Source organism: Sphingobacterium sp. UBA2480, from assembly GCF_002341965.1.
Lineage (GTDB): Bacteria > Bacteroidota > Bacteroidia > Sphingobacteriales > Sphingobacteriaceae > Sphingobacterium > Sphingobacterium multivorum.
Window position 1 is genome coordinate 374,101 of sequence record NZ_DDPA01000009.1, and the last position, 22,274, is coordinate 396,374.

Consider the following 22,274-nt stretch of genomic DNA (forward strand, 5'->3'; position numbering starts at 1 on the left):
ACATTAATTGGTAATATTCAATTTATACTATGGCAACATTGTCTTCACAAATGAATCTGATCGTTGAGAAAACGAAAAATTTAATTCAATTGTGCGAAGTCTTGCAAGAAGAAAATGATTTGCTTAAATTAGAGGTACAATCCTTAAAAGTGGCTTTCGATGCGAGCAACGATAAGAGCAAGCAGTTGGAAGAGAAGGTCAAAGCGTTGGCAGTTGCCCGCACGTTAGATTCTGAAACGGATAAGGAAGCAATTAATGAAAAAATACTTGACACAAAACAAAAAATTAACGATTTTGTGCGGGAAATAGACAAATGTATTAGTTTGTTGAAATAGTTGGGAGAAGTGTTATCGGATTCAAACTAATACAACGTTAAAAAGCTCAAAGAAATGGGAGAGATTTCCATAAAAATAAATATCGCAGATCGTGTTTATCCCCTTCGGGTGGAGAGCGCGGAAGAAGAAGTAATTCGACATGCTGCGAAATTGATAAATGAAAAAGTAAAGGAATTGCAGGAAAACTATACTGTGAGAGATAAGCAGGATTTGTTGTCCATGTGTGTATTGCAATTTGCGACGCGTATGCTTAATGCAGAGCGGCAGTCCCAAAACCACGAAGTGGGCTTGGAAAATTCAGTACAGGAACTTGATCAGTTGTTGACGGATTTCTTTAAAAAATAAATTTACGTTCTTTATATTTAGAGCTTAAACGACGAATTTGCCGCAATTAAATTCGGGTTGTCACTATTTTAAACTTAACGCTTCAATATTACAGGCGCAAAAAGATATAGGCCATTTTGCGAAAGCCATCTGGGTCATAATCTAAGCCTAATTATGTAATCACGAAGTTTAATAATACATGAGACCTGTTTAAATTTAATTGCGGTTTTTTTTTGTCATGAAGTCTTATGAGCTTATCAGGCTCGCCACATTGGTGCATACCAAAGATGGGGAATCGGACGATTCATGATTTTACTGGAATTTGAATATAATTAATAAAAACAAACATAATAATACAATTATACATACATGGACATCGCAATTTATAGCATAATTTCTCTGATTGTTGGTGTTGTTATAGGTCGTTATCTATTGGTTTTGTTGTTTAAAAAGCAAGAACAGGAAGCCAAGGATAAGGTAAATAGCATACTGAAAGATGCAGAGCAGGAAGGGGAACACATTAAAAAGAAACGCCTGTTAGAGGCCAAAGAAAAGTTCCTTCAATTAAAATCTGAACATGAAAAGGAAGTCAATCAACGTAACAATGCCATCAACCAGAAGGAAAATACGTTAAGACAAAAAGAGCAGTCAATTAACCAAAAATTGGAAAACATCAACCGCGACAAGCAGGAGGTGGATACCAAGAAAAAGCAATTGGATAAATTGGTTGAACTGAATGAAAAGAAATCCGAGGAAGTAGAAGCATTAAAACTGCAACAGATTAAGCAATTGGAAAGCATCGCTGGTGTAACTGCCGACGAAGCAAAAAATCAATTGGTGGATTCGTTGCGTGAAGAAGCCCGCTCACAAGCCATGATTCAAATCAAAGATATTGTGGATGAGGCAAAATTGACAGCGACTAAAGAGGCGAAAAAGGTTGTTATACAGACAATCCAACGTACTGCTACGGAATCTGCGATCGAAAATACCGTTTCAATTTTCAATATTGAAAATGATGAAATTAAAGGTCGTATTATTGGTCGTGAAGGTCGTAATATTCGTGCATTGGAAGCTGCAACAGGCGTAGAGATCATCGTAGATGATACACCTGAAGCAATTATCCTATCCGGTTTCGATCCTGTACGTCGGGAAATCGCACGTTTAGCTTTACACCGTTTGGTAACCGATGGACGTATCCACCCGGCACGTATTGAGGAAGTTGTTGCAAAAACACGGACGCAAATTGAGGATGAAATTGTTGAAATCGGTGAACGTACAGCGATCGATTTGGGGATCCATGGTTTGCACCCCGAATTGATTCGTATGGTAGGGCGTATGCGTTACCGTTCATCTTACGGACAGAATCTTTTACAGCACTCGCGTGAGGTTGCTAATTTTGCAGCGACAATGGCTGCAGAACTGGGCCTGAATGTTAAACATGCGAAACGTGCTGGATTACTACACGATATTGGTAAAGTGCCTGATGACAATCCAGAGTTGCCACACGCTATTTTAGGTATGCAACTTGCAGAGAAATACAAGGAACACCCTGATGTATGTAACGCAATTGGTGCTCACCATGATGAGATCGAAATGACGGCTTTAATATCTCCGGTTGTTCAAGCCTGTGATGCGATTTCTGGTGCACGCCCGGGCGCACGCCGTGAGGTTGTAGAAAGTTATATCAAGCGCTTAAAAGAGCTGGAAGACTTGGCTTTATCGTATCCTGGGGTTGAGAAGACCTTCGCGATACAAGCTGGTCGTGAACTACGTGTCATCGTGGAGAGTGAGAAGGTCTCTGATGCGCAGTCGGAAATACTCGCTGCTGATATCTCTAACCGTATCCAAACGGAAATGACGTATCCAGGGCAAATTAAAGTAACTGTTATCCGTGAGACAAGATCGGTGTCTTACGCAAAATAGATCCAAGGATCCATCTTAAAAAAAGCTCCAATTAAAATGATTGGAGCTTTTTTTATGGAATTCTACAGCTTTCCCTCAACAGGATGATTTCAGTTATTCAAGGTGTTTGGGTATTGACTTGAACTGTTCTCAATAAACTTGGCCTGAGTAGAATTAGCCTGAATTGACTTGTGTCTTGCCTGGCGAATGGACTTGAATTGGTGTCAATAGACTGTATTGGAATTGATCTGAATAGACCAGACTTGAATAGACTGAACTTGAATAGACTAGACTTGAATCAAGTTGACCTAAATGGACTCAACCTAAATTGTCTTTAATTTAGGATCCCTATTTTTTAATTGAAAAATTCGATCAGGTCAGGCACTGTCTGGATGAGATAGGTCGGTGACTCCTGCTCGAGTTCGGCTTGGCTACCATAGCCATACAGTACGCCAACAGCATCCATGGCAGTTTCCCTTGCGCCAATCAGATCATGTTTACGATCGCCGATCATGAGGCATTCCTGTGGATTTGTTAGTTTGGCCTTTTCCATGACATATTGGATGACGCTGGTTTTGGTCGGTCTGGAATCGTCCAAAGCGCTTCCACCCGCAAAATCAAAATAGGTATTTATTTCAAAGTGTTGTAATATTTTGTGGGCGAATATTTCGGGTTTGGAGGTCGCCAGATAGATGCTGTACCCTTTTGTTTTCAGGAGCGTTAAAAGCTCGGGTATGCGATCAAACAGGATGTTCTCGTACAGTCCTATGGCTGAAAAGCGCTCCCGATATTTTTCTACACAGGCAATTGCTTCGCTTTCCCCAAATCCAAAGGTATGTATGAAAGAATCTTTAAGGGGCGGACCGATCAAGGGTTTGAGGCTATTCAGATCGGCTGTATGGATGCCTTTGGACTCCAAGGCATAGGCAATACATTTTGTAATCCCTTCTGCAGGGTCGGTCAGGGTTCCGTCCAGATCGAATAAGATATGTTTGTAAGACTTCATGCTGCAATATTACGGAATAGAATAGGAGTAAGCGAGTTTGTTTGCCCTGAAAGCAGATAATGACCTACGGCAGACCAAAAAATAGGGAATATTATCATTTTTAAGACCTAAGGCATGCTCAATATTTGTTAAATTTGCCGAATGAAACAAAAGAAGAAAGTTCAAGAAGTCGAACCTTTACGTCCCGTAGATAAGTATTTTGCGGAGCTGGATGCTAATTTTCAGGATCCGACCAACCGCCTGATTCAGGCCATCTTTTTACCATTATTATTTTTTGGTATCATGGGCTGCATCTGGATGATTCCATTTCCACAGTTCGAATTCTTGGTCAAACTCAATTGGCATACCTTTTTGAATTGGGGCTCTTTCTTCATCGCTATTGTCATTTATTATTATTTAAAGCTGTCTGCAACCTTGTCCTATGCGATATTATTCTCGATCGGGGGTATGAGTTTCTTTATCGTGCAACTGGAATACGTACAGAAGAACGGTGGCCCGGCTGTCATCTGGGTGTGTTTGGGAATCGCATTGCTATCTATTGTCGCGCTGTTTATCGGTAAGGGAAAGGAAAAGAAGAAAATCACAGGACAACAGTTTCTGCAGTTTTTACTTGTCGGACCGATATGGCTGTGGCATTTTGTCTTTAAAAAATTGAAATTAAGATATTAATTGAGCTGTCCTTAGGAGCTGATCGCATTGCATCTGATCGCATCCTAATCGGGGGCTTAAAAGAACGGGGCCAAATTGCTTGCAATTTGGCCCCGTTCTTTTAGTTGAGCGCTGACATAGATCGGGGATATCCGACAGCCATGCGTAATTAGTTCAGTACATAACTAACTTTTGTAATTGAACCATTTGATGATTTCTTTGAGATTTGCCTTTTTTCCATAGATCAAAATGCCGACGCGGTAGATACGTGCAGCGACCCAGGTTACCAATAAGAAGGTCAGTATGAGCAAGGTCAACGAGGTCAGGATCTGCCATAGGGGTACACCAAAAGGTATGCGAACGAGCATGGCGATCGGTGAGGTGAATGGAATAAAGCTCAACCATGTTGCAATCGGTCCATTGGGATCATTGATAATGACGCCGAAAGAAAGAATATAGGTCAATAGCAAGGGCATGGTAATGGGCATGGAAAACTGATTGGCCTCTGTTTCGTTGTCGACAGCTGAGCCTGCAGCAGCGAAAATAGCACTATACAATAGGTATCCGGCAATAAAAAACAGAAAGAAGAAAATGATGACCTCCGTGAAATTAAAGCTTTGGATCGACGTAAGGATCGAAGCGGAATCATTCTGGGCCATAGCTTTTGATACGGTACTCATATTACCCGCTCCAGGTTGGCTTGCGGCGACTTCCTGCATGTCCTGCGGATTGACAAAGAGTAGCGTTGCTGTGATAAATAGGCCTCCTGTAAGTACAAGCCACATGACAAACTGTGTCAGTCCAACCATACCGATTCCAACAATTTTACCCATCATGAGCTGAAAGGGCTTGACCGAGGAAATAATAACTTCGATTATACGATTGCTCTTTTCTTCGATAATACCACGCATTACCTGGGCACCATAAAGAAACAGGGATAGATAGACTAAGATAGCCAAAGCGACACCAAGGCCCATTGCAATGGCCGTGTTGCTGTTCTTTTCTTCGCCGTCGGCAGTTATTTCTTTTGCATCGATGCTGACTTTCGGCTTAATGGACTGGATAATCTGCAGGTCAATTCCCTTGGCTTTATATTCCTTTTCACGGATGATCTCTTCCAGCTGTCCACTAATGATCTCCTGTATGACAAAGCTGGTCTTGCCTCCGGTAATCAGTTCGGCTCTTTGGCTTGTTAAAATATCTTTTGGGATATAAAGGATCGACTGTTTTCCTTCACTTTGGGTCAGCTGCGCTTTTTGTGCCTGGAGATCCAGTTTACTGATTGTATAACTTACATTTTTATTGCTTTGCAGTTTTCCCGCAAAGTCGCCTTGCTCATCTAAAATAAAGACTTCGGTGTGTGAATCTTTAAAGCTCTTTTTTGTCAGATAAAACATGCCTGCATACAATGCAAAAAAGAACAAGGGCACGGCAAAAGTCATGACAATAAAAGATTTTTTCTTGACACGGGATAGGTATTCCCGTTGAATGATAAGTAGTATTTTATGCATGATCTTGAGATAGGGGTGAGACTTGAGTAACTTTTTGAATGAAAATATCCGCCATAGAGGGAACGATTTCGATCAACTGGTTGAGCTGTATTTGGGGTAAGAAACGCATTAAGACATTATTGATATGAATATTGTTATTTAGCTGAATTGTAGTGTTGTATGTTTTGTCGTGCTTTGTGGACGTGATGACCTTAAATAGGCTGTCTTCGGATAGAAGAAAATTATCTTCATTGGCTGTATATTCTAATCGATAGGTTTGATTTCGGTATTCTTTTTTAATCGCCTGTACGGAACCATCGAGTATTTTCTTGGATCGGTTGATGAGGGCGATATTATCGCAAAGCTCTTCCACAGTCTCCATACGGTGTGTGGAGAATATAATGGTCGCCCCCTCTTGATTCAATCGGAGAATCTGTTCTTTTATGATATTGGCATTGACGGGATCAAATCCCGAAAAGGGTTCATCCAAGATAATCAATTGTGGTTGGTGGATGACCGTGGCGACAAATTGTACTTTTTGCTGCATACCTTTACTGAGATCTTCAATTTTTTTGTCCAACCAGGATGTGATGTCCAGGCGCTGGCACCAATCTTGGATGCGTGCTAGGGCTTCTCGCTTGGAAAGTCCTTTAAGTTGCGCCAAATACAACATTTGATCGCCGATTTTCATTTTTTTGTACAGCCCCCGCTCTTCGGGTAAATAGCCGATTTGTGCAATATGCTGTGGACCCAGCGCTTCGCCATTAAACAAAATCTCACCGGAATCGGGCGCGGTAATTTGGTTAATAATACGGATCAGGGACGTTTTTCCAGCCCCGTTTGGCCCCAATAGTCCGAAAATTTTACCCTTTGGGATTTGAATGGATACGTCGTCCAATGCACGGTGATTGGCGTAATCTTTGGTGACATGATTGATTTCGAGTAACATCTATTTTAAGGTTTAATTAATTCGTTCTTTGAGTTTGTTAGAAATATTCCTTTTTTCCCAAAGACTGACGTTTATTTATGTGATTAGTATCTTGAGCAGCTGAATTGTTACAGCAGCTCCGAAAAATTTCTTGTTTGGTGATGTTTCCATTTTACCTACTGGACTTCTTATTACAAGATTTATTTTTTTTATGGCATGCAGGACTTCTTTTATTTGGCTAATAAGACGTATACCCAACCGCATAGTGCATCTTCGGGATGCGCTCAGTTGTTTGATGAATCGTTTGAAGTGAAAGTTAAAAATAATTGGGGACATTTTAGTCCCTGGCCAATTAAATAGGAGACGGAGCTTTTTTATGGAATAGAAGCGGTACACATCTTGTCAAAGGGATTCATTTAACGTACCTTTGTTCCATGGAAGTGAAAAAAGCCGAATTCGTGTGCAGTAACACGAGAGTTGACAAATTACCTGCACCCAATTTGCCGGAGTATGCGTTTATCGGACGTTCAAATGTCGGTAAATCATCGTTGATCAATGCAATGACCAACAAGAAAGGACTTGCCAAGACCTCCCAAAAGCCTGGTAAGACTCAGTTGATCAATCATTTTATCATCGACGATACCTGGTATCTGGTGGATTTGCCCGGTTATGGTTTTGCCAAAGCCTCTAAAACAAGTCGCACGGAATGGGAGAAGTTCATCCGCAGGTATCTTACCCATCGGGACAATTTGCAATGTGTTTTTGTATTGGTAGATAGCCGTCATGAACCACAGAAGATAGACTTGGATTTTTGCTATTGGTTGGGCGAATGTGGTTTACCCTTTATGTTGGTTTTTACCAAGGCAGACAAGCAATCGACTGTCAAATCCGATGTGAATATTGCGAAATTTAAAAAATCATTGCTTCAATGGTTTGAAGAGGTGCCGCCGATTTTCCTAACTTCAGCAGAAAAGAAAATGGGGCATGAGCCTATTTTAGAAGCTATTGATGAAGTTAATGGCCGATTTGTTCGCCCTGAACCCGAAGGAAACGAACAGTTTTAGCTAGATCAAGTTCAGATGAAAAAATACTTGTCCTTAGTTTTATTTGCCCATAGTGTATTTGCATTACCATTTGCCTTCATCGGTTTCTTTTTGGCATTGCATACAACGGACTACACCTTTTCGTGGAAATTATTGGTTTTGATGCTCGTGTGTATGGTAACGGCCCGTAATGCCGCTATGGCATTCAATCGTTATTTGGATCGCGATATTGATGCCATTAATCCGCGAACGGCAATGCGTGATATTCCTGCCGGAAAAATTTCTGCTAAAAATGCATTGATTTTTACGTTAGTAAATTGCCTTATTTTTATCGCAGCGACATATTTTATCAATTCTCTTTGCTTTATGTTGTCGCCCATTGCACTTTTTGTTGTGCTTTTTTACTCCTATACGAAGCGCATAACGCCCTTATGCCATCTTGTATTGGGAGCAGGGCTAGGATTGGCTCCAATAGGTGCATATATGGTTATTACAGGACAGTTTGCGACGGTTCCGGTACTTTATGGCTTCGCAGTGTTGACCTGGGTGAGCGGCTTCGATATTATTTACGCGTTGCAGGATGAAGCGTTTGATCGGGCCAATCAGCTGAATTCTATACCCGTTTGGTTGGGAACGAAGGGAGCCATGCGCGTCTCGGAAGGTCTGCATGTGTTTTCTTTTATATTTATTTTAATACCAGCATTTTTGATGCCTGTCGGTTGGATTTATTATTTAGGGGTGGCCTTTTACGGTGCATTGCTGATTTACCAGCATACCCTGTTTTCATCGACTAATTTAAGTCGGGTCAATCGTGACTTTATGACAACCAATGGTTATGCCTCGGTGATTTTTGCGGTATTCTACCTCTTGGATATCTGGTTGATCAAATAAACGTTTTAGCATAAAATAAGAAAGGCTTTAGGAATTCCTAAAGCCTTTCTTATTTTTGCATCTAAACCAATACACATGCTATGAAGAAAAGTATTCTTTTTACCTCTATTTTATGTTTGTCATTGTCGACGCAGGCGCAAAAGCTGTCGAGTTATGTCATTCAATATAACCAAAGTTTCAATGGGAATACAGCTGCCAATCAAAATGCCATCCTCGTCTATGCCAATGAAAAGGAGACTTTTGTCAGTTCAGCGAAGGAAATGCAGGGACAGTTGGCGCCGCCATACGAACGGGTTGTGGTGGAGCGTTCCGGAGGCAATGCATTACTTAAAATTGCTAAACTCAAAGATGGATCAATCATTCTAACCAAAGATTCGCTCGCACTTTCGAAGCAAAAATTTAACACGACAAACGAGATTAAAACAATCTTGGGCTATCCCTGCAAAAAAGTGGAGACCAGCATCAATTCCAATAAAATAGAAGTTTGGTATACCGATAAATTAGGGGTAAAAGGTGCACCCACGGAACTTGGTCAGGACCTTGGTTTGGTACTCGAGGTAATCCGCAATGGGAATACACGGACTTTTGCCACCAAAGTAGAAAAGGTCAAGACGATACCGGATCAACTGCGGCTAAAAGGAAATGAAAAATTGTACGATGAACTCTCGTATAAAGATCTGATCTGGAAAAATCGTTTTATCCAAATACCTGTTTTTCGGAAGGAGCGCATACGTTTTGCGGATGATGTAAAGTCGGATTCTGTTTTGCGTTTTGCCAATGGGACTGTTTTGGTAAAAAAGGTGAGAATCCCAAAAATAAAGACCAGCGACAATGTATTTGTGCAGTTGGTCGAACAATCGAAAGGTGATGCCTACGATCGCACCGGGTCAGTTTTTATCATCCCGACCAACAAAGCGCAGAGCTTTTTGGATGGCATGAAAAATGGTATGGGTACCCTGCCTAAGTATGAAAATGGAAATGGTAAAGCTTATCAAGGAGTTGTAAAAACAGCTTCTTTTGAGCCTATTGTTGAATTGATGCGTTTCTTTACACCCTTTGGTGTTAAGCAGTTTAACTATCTTCAGTTAAAGGATAAGGTTTGGCAAGATTCGGTACTGTACCGTCAGGACGTAACGGAATTGGCTGGTCTGTTGAGCGAACAGGAAGTCTATGTGGGGGCCTTCATTGGCAATTATGATAAAAACGGACATGAGGTTAGTGTGGAGTTGACGGTGCATCCGGGTTTCGATGCCGAGTCAAAAGGTAGCCTGAAAAAGACGATGTCTTTATTTACCACAACCAACGTTATGGAAATGGGCGGACAGGAGTATGGATCTATGTTTGATAAGGAGAAAGGTCTTACTGTTTCGTTTCATTTGGACCAGGACGCTAAAAACGTGCAATTACGCTACATTACCACAGGGCATGGAGGCTGGGGCAATGGTGATGAGTTTGTGCCGAAGGAAAATCGCATTTTCCTAGACAATTCATTACGCTTTAAATACACGCCGTGGCGTAATGATTGTGGCTCGTACCGTTTGTCAAACCCAGCTTCAGGCAATTTTGCCACAGGTCTGTCTTCATCCGATCTAAGCCGCTCCAATTGGTGCCCGGGTACAGTAACACCACCAATCTACATTGATCTGGGGGATTTAAAAGCCGGCGACCATACAATGCAGGTGCAGATTCCACAGGGAGCTCCTGAAGGAACAAGTTTTAGTAGCTGGAATGTGACAGGAACCTTGTTGTTCGATTAATTAGTTTTTCATTGCTGTCATATGCAATAATGCTATTGCATATGACAGCAATATTCCTTGGGTTTTTAAGACAAAGATTAAAGGGGGTAGGCCGTCTCGCTTTTTGTCTCCGATAATACAAAGTAGGTCTGTACGGTATTTACTTGCGGTAGTACGGCCAGTCGATGCCGCAGAAAAATATGATAAGCATCCATATCTTTGGTTGCGATACGTAACATAAAGTCGTAAGAACCCGCCATTTGGTAGCATTCCATCACCTCGGGAAATTTAGCTACCTCTTTTTCGAATTCATTCAACACTTCAAAAGTATGCGCCTTGAGAAAGACCTGAGAAAAGGAAATTAACCCAATGCCTATCTTGTGGCGGTCCAAAATTGCCACCGTTTTTTTGATGTAGCCCAACCGCTTTAGCTTTCTAACGCGTTCGTGAACAGCAGCGATAGATTTGTTAAGTTCAAAGGATAGCGCTTTATTGCTCATGGAGGCATCTTGTTGTAGGAGGCGTAATAATTTTACATCTATTTCATCCAATTCCATAATCTGAATATTTTCGGTACGGTTGTAAAAATACGCTATTGTTCTGAATTATTTATTGGTTTTTATGTCTTTTAATTTAATTTTTATTGAAATTATAGTGATGTGTTGAATATTATCTTGTCAATGGTCAATTTTGCAACAGAATAATCATTTATAAGAAATGGCTGAACAAGAATTATTAAGTGCGTGTTTGTCACCTGCATTGGACAAGAGATTCAAACATCTGTGGAGACTGGTCGGAAATACACCGATGTTGGAACTACAGTATACTTACAAAGGTAAACCCGGACGAATTTTCGTGAAATGTGAGAACTACAATCTGACTGGTAGCATTAAGGATCGGATGGCGCTTTATATTTTATACAAAGCGTATATGAATTGTCAGATCCGGCCGAGTGATGTTGTCATTGAAGCCACAAGTGGCAACACAGGGATTGCCTTTTCAGCAATCGGTAAAGCACTTGGTCATCAGGTAAAGATTATTATGCCCAATTGGCTGAGTAAGGAACGTACCGATATTATTCGCAGTATGGGTGCCGATATACAGCTGATAAGCAAAGAAGAAGGTGGTTTTTTAGGAAGTATTCGTTTAAGTGAAGAGCTTGCTGCAAAAGGTGGCGTTTTTCTTCCACGACAATTTGAGAATCAATATAATGCCGAAGCGCATGAAAAAACCACCGGTTATGAGATTGTCAAGCAACTGGAAGAACAGGGCTTAGTTGCTGATGCTTTTGTTGCTGGTGTGGGAACTGGTGGTACGGTCATGGGTGTGGGTAGAAGCTTAAGAAAGGTAAACCCAAATGTCCGCGTCCATCCGCTAGAACCGGCAGAAAGTCCAACTTTAACTACAGGGCATAAGGTAGGTTCACACCGTATTCAGGGAATATCTGATGAGTTTATTCCTGCCATTGTGGATTTGGATGAACTCGATACGGTCGTATGTGCCAACGATGGCGACTCCATTATCATGGCGCAGAAGCTATCGCGCCAATTGGGATTGGCTGTTGGAATCTCTTCGGGAGCAAATGTAATCGGAGCGATTAAATTACAGCAGGAGCTGGGCGATGAAGCTGTCGTGGTGACCTTACTTTGTGATGATAACAAAAAATACCTAAGTACCGATTTGGTGAAAGAGGAGCCGGTAAAAGAAGGGTATCTTTGTACGGACGTTGATTTCTCGGGTTTTCAACCGATCTGCAGATTGGCAAATCCGGTATTTGGTGCTTAAAAAGATTTAGTTTCATATGTTTATAGTTAACTCGGGGAGTCTCTAGCTCCTCGGGTTTCATTTATTCAAAAACCAATTTATACCTAAGAATAACACAACATGAAAGTCAATTTTAAATTATTAATCCTTTTGTTGTTGTTGGTTGCGCCTGTGGCAATGTTTGCCCAAGCGGATACAACAAACACGTTGGAGGGGCTTGAGTTTACGGATGGTACGATAAGTCCCGATTCACTGTCCTTTGAGGAGTCTCCAGATACCGCTACCGTAAAAGCCGATTCCGCCCAGATGAAATCGGTAGCTGGGACAATCGTAGACAAAGCTGGGGCAGAAGGCAAAAAATCGCTGTGGAGTATCTTTATTGCGGGCCTTTTAGGCGGTTTTGCCGCTTTATTGATGCCTTGTATTTTTCCGATGTTACCGCTGACGGTGAGTTATTTTACCAAACAGGCGGGGAGTCGTGCCAGTGGTATTAGTAAAGCCCTGTTATATGGATTATTTATTATTGTGATTTATGTGGCTCTGGGGATGATTATCACGATCGCATTCGGATCTGATGCACTCAATGCACTTTCCACCAACGGTATCTTCAACTTCATTTTCTTTTTGTTGTTGGTGGGCTTTGCGGCATCTTTTTTTGGTGCTTTTGAAATTACCTTGCCAAGCTCCTTTGTCAATAAAATGGATGCTAAATCGGATAAAGGTGGATTAGTGGGGTTGTTCTTTATGGCCTTCAGTTTGTCCTTGGTTTCATTTTCTTGTACGGGACCGATTATAGGGACACTGTTGGTTGAGGCAGCTTCGAAAGGCGAGCGATTGGGTCCAGCAGTTGGGATGCTGGGATTCTCCATTGCCCTGGCCATTCCTTTTGGTTTGTTCGCGATGTTTCCTTCGATGCTTAAATCCTTGCCGAAATCTGGCGGTTGGCTGAATAGTGTAAAAGTCGTTTTAGGCTTTTTGGAACTCGCTTTAGCGTTGAAATTTTTATCCAATGTCGACCTAGCTTACCACTGGAACTTGTTGGATAGAGAGGTGTTCCTGTCGCTATGGATTGCTATTTTTGCGTTGATGGGGCTATACCTGATTGGCAAGATCAAGTTCTCCCATGATAGTGAGCTGAAATTCCTGTCTGTTCCTCGAACTATTTTGGCCATTGTTGTTTTTTCTTTTGTGGTCTATATGGTGCCGGGTTTATGGGGAGCGCCTTTAAAATCAATTTCCGCTTTTTTACCACCATCGGCAACACAAGATTTTGATCTTTCTTCGGGCGTAAGTGCCGGAGCTGCTGCGCATTCAGATGGAAAGGTGAAAAAATATGCTGAAATTTTTCATGACAGAGGCACGCCTAAGGGATTTGATCCTTATTATGATTACGACCAGGCCTTAGCTACGGCTAAAGAATTAAACAAGCCTGTTTTAATTGATTTTACGGGCTGGAATTGTGTCAATTGTCGTAAAATGGAAGCGAATGTCTGGACGGACAAAGCTGTAGCAAAATTATTAAAAGAAGAATTTGTGATGGCCGAACTTTTTGTGGATGATAAAACCGAGCTGGCTGCAAACGAACAATTTGTTTCAAAGTATAGTGGCAAAAAGATCAATACCATCGGCAAGAAAAACAGCGATTTTCAAGCGGCTACATTCGATAGCAATTCGCAGCCGCTGTACGTTATTGTCGATCCGACGGGCAAAAAACTGGTGCCCCAGAGTGGTGCCAACTACAATGTAGAAGAGTACAAGGCATTCCTACAAAGTGGTGTGGATGCATTTAAACATAAAAACTAACCATCGTCATATGCTAATTTTATCCTCCTTGTACTATGCAAGGGGGATTTTTTTGTTCATAAGCCATCGGTTTTTGTGTCTGCAGGCCTGATGCAGTGGGGCTTTCCTCGTATCGTGTTCGTACCTGCTTCGTACCAGCTTCGGAAGGCGACAATCTTGCAATAAATATTGACCAGCCCCTGACCAGGTAATTCCTGGTCAGGGGCTGGTCGGAATCTGATCAACATCTGTACAACATCTGTTGTATCTCCGAATAAGGTACGAAGCAGGTACGAAGCTTTCCCCGCTATTTCGTCCAGAAATTGTTGGCGGGGGAGCCGATGTTGCGGAAGCCTAGGGCAAAAAAAGAAGCCCCGTCATTTATATGAACAGGGCTTCAAATTATACTATAAATTTATGGAAACTATTAGAAGTCAAATCTGACCCGCGCACGAATACCCCAAGCTGGTGCATCGACGTGATCAAGATAATTTAGACGTTTTACGTAGTCCACGCGTAATATTTTAAAAATGTTGGATAGACCGATACTGGCTTCCATATAAGGTTCTGAACCGAAGGTATAAGAACTCTGTACACCTTCTGCATTGTGCTGCCAAGTGAATACCTTTGAGCCATAGTTAGGATCGTCAGGATTGTTTTCCTTGCGCAGTCCGCCATATACACCTTTGAAGCTAAATACTTCACGTAATTTAAGCTTTTTGATCAAAGGAATTTTATTCAACAGAAAACCGTTCATGTAATACTGCACGTTCAATGAGGCATTGTGGTCACTAACAAACTCCAGGAAGTTCATTAAGTTATACGAGTTCAATTGATAAGCATAGGTCTGATTGGCACGATGGATTGTCAAGAAAGGGAATGGGATCTCTTTACCTGCAATATAGTTGCCTTCAGCTGTTACGTCAGCAAATCCAAATTGACTAAAATAAAAGCGTTTGAATGCACCAACATTAAAGTTGTGATAATTGTATTCACCTTTAGCCAATCCTTTGATTCCAGCAGTATAATTGAACGTGAAGATCGGATATTGATTGAATATAGGTGTCCGGTAAATCTTGCCTTGATAGAACTCTTCATGTGGAGCATATCTGAAATTTACGGATACTTCTGTCGAGTTCAATTCATTAAACAGTCTACTTTCATTGTTGGCATCTACCATCTGGTAGGTAAGGCTTCCAGCAGGTGTTTGTCTGTTGATATTGAATGCCGCGCCAATAGCCAAGTGGTTTAAAAATTCTTTTTTATACTCTAAGCCGTAATTTGTCTCATAGATGTAACGGTCATTATCACCGCGTTTGAAAGACAGCAAGAAGTTGTCTTCCTGAATAAATTCCAGTTTTTGTCCTGGAATCTTCGTATCCTTTTTATAAGAGGCCCTGATGTAGTGCATTGGGAAGGAGTAGACCGATTTGTTGTTAAATGCGTAGGTACCGCTGAAAAAGTATTTCCATTTCTGATCTTTAAAACCATAGGCCGCATACGATTCAGCATAGAAACGCTTGCTTAGCGCTTCTGTTGTACGTCCGCCGACACGTAAACGGAAACCTTCTACGGGATTAAAGCTATAGAATGTATTGACTGGACCGATCTCAACTGGGCCGGCCTGTTTGTATCCTGACAGCAATAAGGCAGCGATATCCATGAACGAACGGAATGAAGGAATCTTTTGTAAGGTATCAATATTATGATAAATATTCAGTTCGTTTTGCGCAAGGACAAGCGGACGTTGTGTTTCAAACAATGTTTTAATCGCTTTCTTATTTTCTACATTATAGGCAATGACCGTAGATGGACCATCATAGGTACTATCAGGACGCTGAATGCCGACTTTGTAATTGTTGTAATCAACTGTACGACTTCCGCGGATCCCCATGCCTTTTTCCGTTAAAGAAAAATCGATACCCAGGGTACTTGTTTTTAGGTAGAAGCGACTTTTGCTGTCTTTCTCAAATTTAAGCTGTATCTGAAGGTCACGTACAAAGTTTAGATTGATATCATCGGCCACAGTCATATTGGCGCCCTGCACCGCATAATTGCCGTCTAACGTCACATACAGTTGACCTTTAAATAACATGTCGGCCTTGTTGCGTGGAAAGAAGCTTAATTCGACCAACCAGGGTTGAACAGTCTTAATGGTATCCGTTATAAAAAACTTATAAAAAGTAGGAGCGGAATTAGCAATTGGACTTAAAAACTGATTGGTAACCAATGAAATGTTGTTGTCGTAAATATCAACTTGTTCGTACAGTTTATTGAAGTAGGCTGTCAGACCATCATTATCAATAAATCTAGGGTCAAATTGTGCCCGTTGGTCACCAAGGATATACTGTTTGGTTTTGCTTGGATCTTTACGGTAATATACCTTGGACATTTTTTCTTCAATAAAGGCAGGTAAAACATATTTGTTGGCTGTTTTAGCGGAGTCGTCCGTTTCAAAAAGAAATTGATAGTTTTTGAATATTTTTTTATTGACGAATTTCTCCGAAAGATTGCTCAGTCCTAAAGACATCTTCTCATACTGGTCAAATTCAGCATATTGTTGTCCTGAAAGTCTATTTTTCTCCTTATTCTCGATGACTTTTCGGATCAGTGCGACAGCAGGATTATCTTTGTTGCTGTATTTTTTCTTTGTGGCCTTGACAACAACTTCTTCCAGCATGTTGTCCTGTTGATCCATCAGAATTTCTTTTGTTTGCGTTGCATCATTCGTAACAAAAGCGTCTTTGCTGTCATACCCAATGTAACTTGCTCTGATTTTTACATACGATGTTGGAAAGACAAGTTTAAATTCACCATTTGCATTGGTCGACGTCGTGGTTCCAGCAGAAGCCGGAGCGCCAACGACGGCTACGGTAGCATAGGGTATAGGATTCTTGGTCTTTGCATCTTTAACTGTACCGGTTACGGTCTTGTTTTGGGCAAAAGCCATGGACACCGTTAGTACGAGCGTTATCGAAAGAAAGAGTTTAGTTATGAAGGTTGTTGCGTCTATTTTAGCTCTCATTATATTGCTATAATCTTGAAAATTCAAAATTGTTTTCCTGTTTCTACTTTATTTTTGACTTTATAGGTATTAAAATCAAAAAATCAGTGAACAAAGGAAACAAAAAATTAAGAATAATTAAAATTTTATTGTAATGTAATAAAGGAAAGTAGTTGAATTACATTTGTTTGTAAGTCTTTGTTTGTGAGTTGTTTATGTTAAATTATTGATTTGGGTCAATAATTTTCACATTACATTTTGACTTGGCGATGATTTTCCGCTACTTTATTTACTGACTTTTGTAACGATATAGTCAGCGCTATTAAAAATCTGGCTCGATTTCGAAGGTCATTTCTTTTTTGAAACGAGGGTGTATAAAGGTAATTGAAGCGGCATGAAGGTGTAATCTATTAGCTTTTTTGCCATAGAGATCGTCACCAACAATAGGTGTATTTAGCCCATTGGGGTGCACGGCATGCATGCGGAGCTGGTGGGTTCGGCCAGTCAAGGGATAAAACCTGATCCTCGTTTGATTATTCTCTATCGCAATTTTTTCCCATTTTGTCTGCGCTGGCTTGCCATAGGTGTAGCAGACCATTTGTCGGGGTCTATCATCCAGATCGACGCGAAGAGGGAGGTCGATCAAGCCGGATGGAGCTTCGATAATACCATCAAGTAAGGCAATGTATGTTTTTTTGATGGTATGCTGAATAAATTGATCCTGAATAAATTTATGCGCTTCTTTGTTTTTGGCAACAACCAATAGGCCGGATGTCGACATGTCCAGGCGGTGGATAATAATCGGGCCTGCTTTTGGATAACGTTGAAGAATACGGTTGTAGACCGAATCCTTGACATATATTCCTGGTACAGAAAGAAATTCTGCTGGTTTGTTGATGATGATAATATCTTCATCCTCATAAATTTGAGGAAGTGCGATATCCAAGGTCGTTTCCTGCTGCATGGGATTCGGATCTACGACCAAGCCTTGGAGCATATACCCTAAAATCGGTTCACATTTTTTGCGGCATGCCGGATAGTAGTTTTTGTGCCTGCGTATTTCAGATGCAGGGGAGCAGCCCCACCAAAATTCGGCCAAAGCTAGGGGTGTTAACTGGTTTTCATATGCATATTGCAGCAGTTTTGGCGCAGCGCATTCCCCCGATCCCGCAGGCGGAGTTATCGTGTCAAATTCATGGAATATGTCGACGACATTCTTGCGTTGCCCTTTTGCATTGCGAAAATTATATTGTTCGAAAAGCTGTTTTTGCAGATTGCCTGAGCGTGTTTTGCGTTCCTCTTTTAGCGCGGTAATCGTAGATAGCAATTGTTGTAAATGGTTACTCTCTGTTTCCAGAGCCAAATGCATGTCATATTGAAAGCGCTGAAGCTGTTGTTTGTCTTTTAAACTCTGGCTCCGCATGTCTTCCATCAATAATTCATATTCCGCATCGGATAAACTGACCTTCAGTTTTGTACGGGTTTCTTTTCGTTCCTTCTTTTGGATTCTTAATTTCGATTTTAGCTCATCGAGCGACTTATCCCATTCATTTTTTAACCGGTCAAGATTACGCTGCGTGTCTGCTAGCTCTTCACTATTTTCAAGCCTTTCTATTTTGCGGTTCAGTGCATTGAGATGCACCTCTTCGTTTAGAAAAAAACTGTTTTCTTCCAACATATCGAATATTGGCGGTACAAAATAGTGGTGTTTGTTGCTTCCGGCCAGTTTTCCCGAAACAGCGGCAAGGTAGCCAAGCTCATTGTGTTGGTTTCTGACAACCAGCACACCGAACATTTTTCCAATAGCGAGGCCCTCCATGGCGCTGTCCAGGCCAAAATTGTGGGTCCAGTCCTCTTGTGTTTCGATGTAATATTGAAGTTCTTTTGCGGCGGTTACGGCAAGGGGGTGCGGTTCATAGCAAAATGGGAAGGTAAATCGTGTTGGAAGTTCAATCGCTGAAATATCCTGTTTGAATTTGTGAAAATAGGTATTGTTGTCCATGTTGTCCGCAGCTTTCCCTCAAAATAAAGATGTCTGCAAAAATACAACATTATGTGCTTTAAATAATAGCTTGATCGATTTTTGTTTAAAATGTTTCGTTCCTAAGGTACAATCTAGGTCTTATCTGTTTCTACAAAGAACACTGTCGGTGCAGCCTTCGCTTTTCATTTTTCAGTCTAGCAAACGCTTTGCAGTAATACGAAATGTAAGTCTGGTTTGGTATAGTGGGGTGAGGTAATTGTTGTGAATTTGACTGGCTTTTATTTGGTTTTTACCGCATTTTTGGGTAAATTTAACTAAGCATTTAAAACATATAGTTAACAAAAGATTATAATATGAAAACTTCAATTGGAATTAAAGATGCGGACTTGAAAAAAGTTGCAAAGTTGTTAAATGTGCTGTTGGCAGATGAACACATTGTCTACATGAAGACGCGTAACGCGCATTGGAATGTGGAAGGTGCGGATTTTCATGCTGCTCACTTATTTTTGGAATCACAATACGATGAACTAGCTGAAGTGATCGATGAAGTAGCAGAACGTGTACGTACTTTAGGGCATTATGCGGTAGGTACCTTTGATAAATATTTGAAATTGACTCGTTTAACGGAGTCTACTTCAGAAAAAACCGACAGTCAGTCCTATTACAAAGAATTGTTGGCTGACCATGAAGCTATAGCGATGTCAATTCGTGCCGACATTTCTGTGGTTGAAGGCACTTCAGATAATGGTACGGAGGACTTTTTGGTTGGACTATTGGAAAAGCATGAAAAGATGGCCTGGATGCTTCGTGCGCATTTTGTTAAGTAAGCTGTAGAAGTTTATCCACAGGTATTGAAAAAAATCCCGTCTATCCCAATAGGCGGGATTTTTTTTTGTGTTTTGTTGTCAGCGCAGGATTAATTTTCTATCTTAAAGAGGAATTAAGCCTTCAGAAACTTTTTAACATATTACAATTATGCTTGAAGACGACAACCTAAATCAAACCACACTACATGAGGAGGAAAATGATGGTACTTTGGAGAGTATGCATCATGTGAATAATCCGGTATTGGATTTACCGAAAATTGAAAAGAAATACCTTGAAACGATAGTAGCCCACAATCAAAACGATAAGTCTTATTATTTTTCTGACGGCAAAGCCAAGGTAGAAATTAAGATCGTCACGGATGAGATCGTGCGAGTACGGCTGGCTCCACAAGGGACTTTTTTGGAGGATTTTTCGTATGCCTTGGCCAAGAAAGATCACCGCGTCAGTATACATCAATGCAAGGAAGAGGCAGATCATTATCTGGTGCATACGAATACTATTTCCTGTAAGATCAATAAGAATGACTTTTTGATTTCTTTTGCTGATCGTTCAGGTAAACTGTTCAATGCAGATTTGGCGCCGATGCACTGGGAGGAAAACCCTGATTTTGGAGGCTATTATGTATATAGCACAAAAGTGGCCTTTGAAAATGAAGCTTTTTATGGACTGGGGGACAAGGCCACTAAATTGAACCTGAGAGGTAAAAGACTTAAAAACTGGAATTCAGATACTTATGCTTTTGCTTACGATCAGGATCCACTTTATAAAACTATTCCGTTTTATATTGGTTTAAAAGATGGTGAAGCCTACGGTATATTCTTTGACAATACCTTTAAAACGTATTTTGATTTCGCCGCGGAAGATCCGGGAAAAACAAGCTTTTGGTCCGAAGGAGGGGAACTGCAGTACTACTACATCCATGGTCCACATATTATCGACGTCATCCGTCGCTATCATACGCTGACAGGTACGCATTACCTGCCACCGCTGTGGGCAATTGGTTACCATCAGTGTCGCTGGAGTTATTATCCCGAAGCGAATGTCCGGAAGGTTGCGGAGGAGTTTCGGAAGCGACAGATCCCCTGTGATGCGATTTATCTTGATATCGATTACATGGAAGGATACCGCTGTTTTACCTGGAACAAGCAGTATTTTCCCAATCCTAAGAATATGATCAGCGATTTGGCCAATGATGGCTTTAAAACGGTGGTGATGATCGACCCGGGCATCAAGGTTGATGAGAACTACTGGGTGTTCAGGGAAGGAAAGGAAAATAGGTATTTCTGTCGCCGCGGGGATGATTATTTTATGGAAGGATTTGTGTGGCCGGGACGTTGTCAATTTCCTGATTTTACCAATCCGGAGGTTCGTCAATGGTGGGGCACCTTATATCAGGGCCTTGTGGAAGATGGCGTGGCTGGCTTCTGGAACGATATGAATGAACCGGCCGTATTTGGCCGCGGAACATTCCCCGACGATGTGCGTCACCAATATGACGGGCACCGGGGTTCGCATCGTAAGGCACATAATATCTACGGCATGCAGATGGTCCGGGCAACCTATGATGGTTTAAAGAAATTGTATAAAAATAAACGGCCATTTACCATCACCCGAGCGGCTTATGCGGGAACACAACGCTATTCTTCGGTCTGGACCGGCGATAATTTGGCGAGTTGGGAACATCTCAAGTTGGGAACCTTGCAGTTACAGCGTTTGTCGACTTCGGGCATGTCCTTTTGTGGAACGGATATTGGTGGGTTTACGGGTGAACCCGACGGTGAGTTATTTACGCGATGGATGCAATTTGGCGTTTTCTCGCCTTTTATGCGTGTGCATTCCGCTGGCGATACCCGCGACCGGGAGCCCTGGAGTTTTGGGGAGGATTGGGAAAAGATCAATCGGAAATTTATCGAACTCCGTTATAAGTTGTTGCCGTATATCTATACCTGTTTTTGGGAGCAAACGAAGTATGGTTTTCCCATATTACGTCCGATTTCCATGGTCGAACAGCATATACCGACCAATTGGCAACGTGAGGAGGAATTCTGTTTTGGGGATAAAATATTGGTATCCCCAGTTTTGCAGCCGGGACAAAAAAGCAAGATTGTCTATCTGCCTGAAGGTACTTGGTTTTATTATTTCAATAATGAAACCTACGTGGGCGGTAAAGAACATACTGTTCCTACGCCGATTGATGAGATGCCGATTTTCATTCGTGGGGGATCTGTTATCCCCGAATATCCAGTGATGCAATATACTGGTGAAAAGAAAATTGAGGAGCTGCAGCTCAATGTTTACTTCGCTGAAGGTGTAACCCGTTCGTATGTGTATTCGGATCATGGCGACACCTTTGCCTATGAGCAGGATATTTATCTTGAAAAATGCTTTACCGTATCGGGGCTCAAAGAATCCCTGTCGATTAAACAGACGCAAGATGGGCTTTTTACGGAGCGGTATGAGGAATATAAATTACAGTTAATCGGCTTGCCTTTTCAGGTTAAGAAGGTGAAGACTGATGGTATTGAGACAAAAGTACAAGTAGATGATAAGGGGCGGTATTGGATTAATGTCGCACGAGAATTTGATAACATATTGATAGAAGGTTAAAA

General features: G+C 41.4%; 17 protein-coding genes. 11 read left to right on the plus strand and 6 right to left on the minus strand.

The window, feature by feature from the left end:
* The first annotated feature begins 29 nt into the window (after positions 1 to 29).
* The 3 genes from B3600_RS22155 (at position 30) to rny (ending at position 2,582) form a co-directional block, all read left to right on the plus strand.
* Entirely contained in the window at positions 30 to 335 is a 306-nt protein-coding gene (locus B3600_RS22155) for a hypothetical protein (protein WP_046675830.1), read from the plus strand.
* Positions 336 to 389: 54 nt separating this feature from the next.
* Positions 390 to 680 carry a cell division protein ZapA gene (locus tag B3600_RS22160; protein ID WP_046675831.1) on the plus strand — a complete coding sequence of 97 codons (291 nt, stop codon included), beginning with the start codon at positions 390 to 392 and terminating at the stop codon, positions 678 to 680.
* A gap of 348 nt (positions 681 to 1,028) precedes the next feature.
* On the plus strand, positions 1,029 to 2,582 hold the full coding sequence (rny, locus tag B3600_RS22165; protein WP_286754411.1) for a ribonuclease Y: 1,554 nt from the start codon (positions 1,029 to 1,031) through the stop codon (positions 2,580 to 2,582).
* A gap of 334 nt (positions 2,583 to 2,916) precedes the next feature.
* On the opposite strand, the gene B3600_RS22170 is transcribed toward rny, so the two are convergent.
* Positions 2,917 to 3,567: an HAD-IA family hydrolase gene (locus B3600_RS22170; RefSeq protein ID WP_070569715.1), complete on the minus strand. Its 651-nt coding sequence runs from the start codon at positions 3,565 to 3,567 to the stop codon at positions 2,917 to 2,919.
* Positions 3,568 to 3,708: 141 nt separating this feature from the next.
* On the opposite strand from B3600_RS22170, the gene B3600_RS22175 reads away from it, so the two are divergent.
* A complete protein-coding gene (locus tag B3600_RS22175; RefSeq protein ID WP_286754412.1) occupies positions 3,709 to 4,236 on the plus strand; it encodes an Mpo1-like protein in 528 nt (175 codons plus the stop codon).
* A 164-nt stretch (positions 4,237 to 4,400) separates the two neighbouring features.
* Here B3600_RS22175 and B3600_RS22180 read toward each other — a convergent pair whose 3' ends face one another.
* Both B3600_RS22180 and B3600_RS22185 read right to left on the minus strand, forming a co-directional pair.
* Positions 4,401 to 5,726 (minus strand): ABC transporter permease, encoded by a 1,326-nt coding sequence (locus B3600_RS22180; protein WP_286754413.1) that lies wholly within the window; start codon positions 5,724 to 5,726, stop codon positions 4,401 to 4,403.
* Positions 5,719 to 6,654, minus strand: a complete 936-nt coding sequence (locus B3600_RS22185) for an ABC transporter ATP-binding protein (protein WP_115048061.1) — start codon at positions 6,652 to 6,654, stop codon at positions 5,719 to 5,721. The genes B3600_RS22180 and B3600_RS22185 overlap by 8 nt, the downstream gene beginning before the upstream one ends.
* Before the next feature lie 413 nt (positions 6,655 to 7,067).
* Between B3600_RS22185 and yihA the strand changes: the two genes are divergently transcribed.
* The 3 genes from yihA to B3600_RS22200 all read left to right on the plus strand — a co-directional run bounded on the left by yihA (position 7,068) and on the right by B3600_RS22200 (position 10,324).
* On the plus strand, positions 7,068 to 7,697 hold the full coding sequence (gene yihA / locus B3600_RS22190) for a ribosome biogenesis GTP-binding protein YihA/YsxC (RefSeq protein WP_046676372.1): 630 nt from the start codon (positions 7,068 to 7,070) through the stop codon (positions 7,695 to 7,697).
* A 15-nt stretch (positions 7,698 to 7,712) separates the two neighbouring features.
* The gene (locus tag B3600_RS22195; protein ID WP_286754414.1) at positions 7,713 to 8,567 is read left to right on the plus strand and encodes a UbiA-like polyprenyltransferase; all 855 of its coding nucleotides are present in this window, start codon (positions 7,713 to 7,715) and stop codon (positions 8,565 to 8,567) included.
* An 80-nt stretch (positions 8,568 to 8,647) separates the two neighbouring features.
* Entirely contained in the window at positions 8,648 to 10,324 is a 1,677-nt protein-coding gene (locus B3600_RS22200) for a PNGase F N-terminal domain-containing protein (protein ID WP_286754415.1), read from the plus strand.
* Between the two features lie 77 nt (positions 10,325 to 10,401).
* Here B3600_RS22200 and B3600_RS22205 read toward each other — a convergent pair whose 3' ends face one another.
* Positions 10,402 to 10,860 carry an Lrp/AsnC family transcriptional regulator gene (locus B3600_RS22205; RefSeq protein WP_046675839.1) on the minus strand — a complete coding sequence of 153 codons (459 nt, stop codon included), beginning with the start codon at positions 10,858 to 10,860 and terminating at the stop codon, positions 10,402 to 10,404.
* Between the two features lie 160 nt (positions 10,861 to 11,020).
* On the opposite strand from B3600_RS22205, the gene B3600_RS22210 reads away from it, so the two are divergent.
* Together B3600_RS22210 and B3600_RS22215 are read left to right on the plus strand one after the other, a co-directional pair.
* Positions 11,021 to 12,088 (plus strand): PLP-dependent cysteine synthase family protein, encoded by a 1,068-nt coding sequence (locus B3600_RS22210; RefSeq protein ID WP_286754416.1) that lies wholly within the window; start codon positions 11,021 to 11,023, stop codon positions 12,086 to 12,088.
* 99 nt (positions 12,089 to 12,187) lie between these two features.
* The gene (locus B3600_RS22215; protein ID WP_286754417.1) at positions 12,188 to 13,870 is read left to right on the plus strand and encodes a protein-disulfide reductase DsbD family protein; all 1,683 of its coding nucleotides are present in this window, start codon (positions 12,188 to 12,190) and stop codon (positions 13,868 to 13,870) included.
* Positions 13,871 to 14,276: 406 nt separating this feature from the next.
* Here B3600_RS22215 and B3600_RS22220 read toward each other — a convergent pair whose 3' ends face one another.
* Together B3600_RS22220 and B3600_RS22225 are read right to left on the minus strand one after the other, a co-directional pair.
* Positions 14,277 to 16,874, minus strand: coding sequence for a DUF5686 and carboxypeptidase-like regulatory domain-containing protein (locus B3600_RS22220; RefSeq protein ID WP_286754418.1), 2,598 nt, complete (start codon positions 16,872 to 16,874; stop codon positions 14,277 to 14,279).
* Positions 16,875 to 17,175: 301 nt separating this feature from the next.
* Positions 17,176 to 18,855 carry an RluA family pseudouridine synthase gene (locus B3600_RS22225; protein WP_286754419.1) on the minus strand — a complete coding sequence of 560 codons (1,680 nt, stop codon included), beginning with the start codon at positions 18,853 to 18,855 and terminating at the stop codon, positions 17,176 to 17,178.
* Positions 18,856 to 19,190: 335 nt separating this feature from the next.
* On the opposite strand from B3600_RS22225, the gene B3600_RS22230 reads away from it, so the two are divergent.
* Entirely contained in the window at positions 19,191 to 19,664 is a 474-nt protein-coding gene (locus B3600_RS22230) for a Dps family protein (protein WP_070569738.1), read from the plus strand.
* Between the two features lie 148 nt (positions 19,665 to 19,812).
* The gene (locus B3600_RS22235; protein WP_286754420.1) at positions 19,813 to 22,272 is read left to right on the plus strand and encodes a glycoside hydrolase family 31 protein; all 2,460 of its coding nucleotides are present in this window, start codon (positions 19,813 to 19,815) and stop codon (positions 22,270 to 22,272) included.
* Positions 22,273 to 22,274 lie beyond the last annotated feature (2 nt).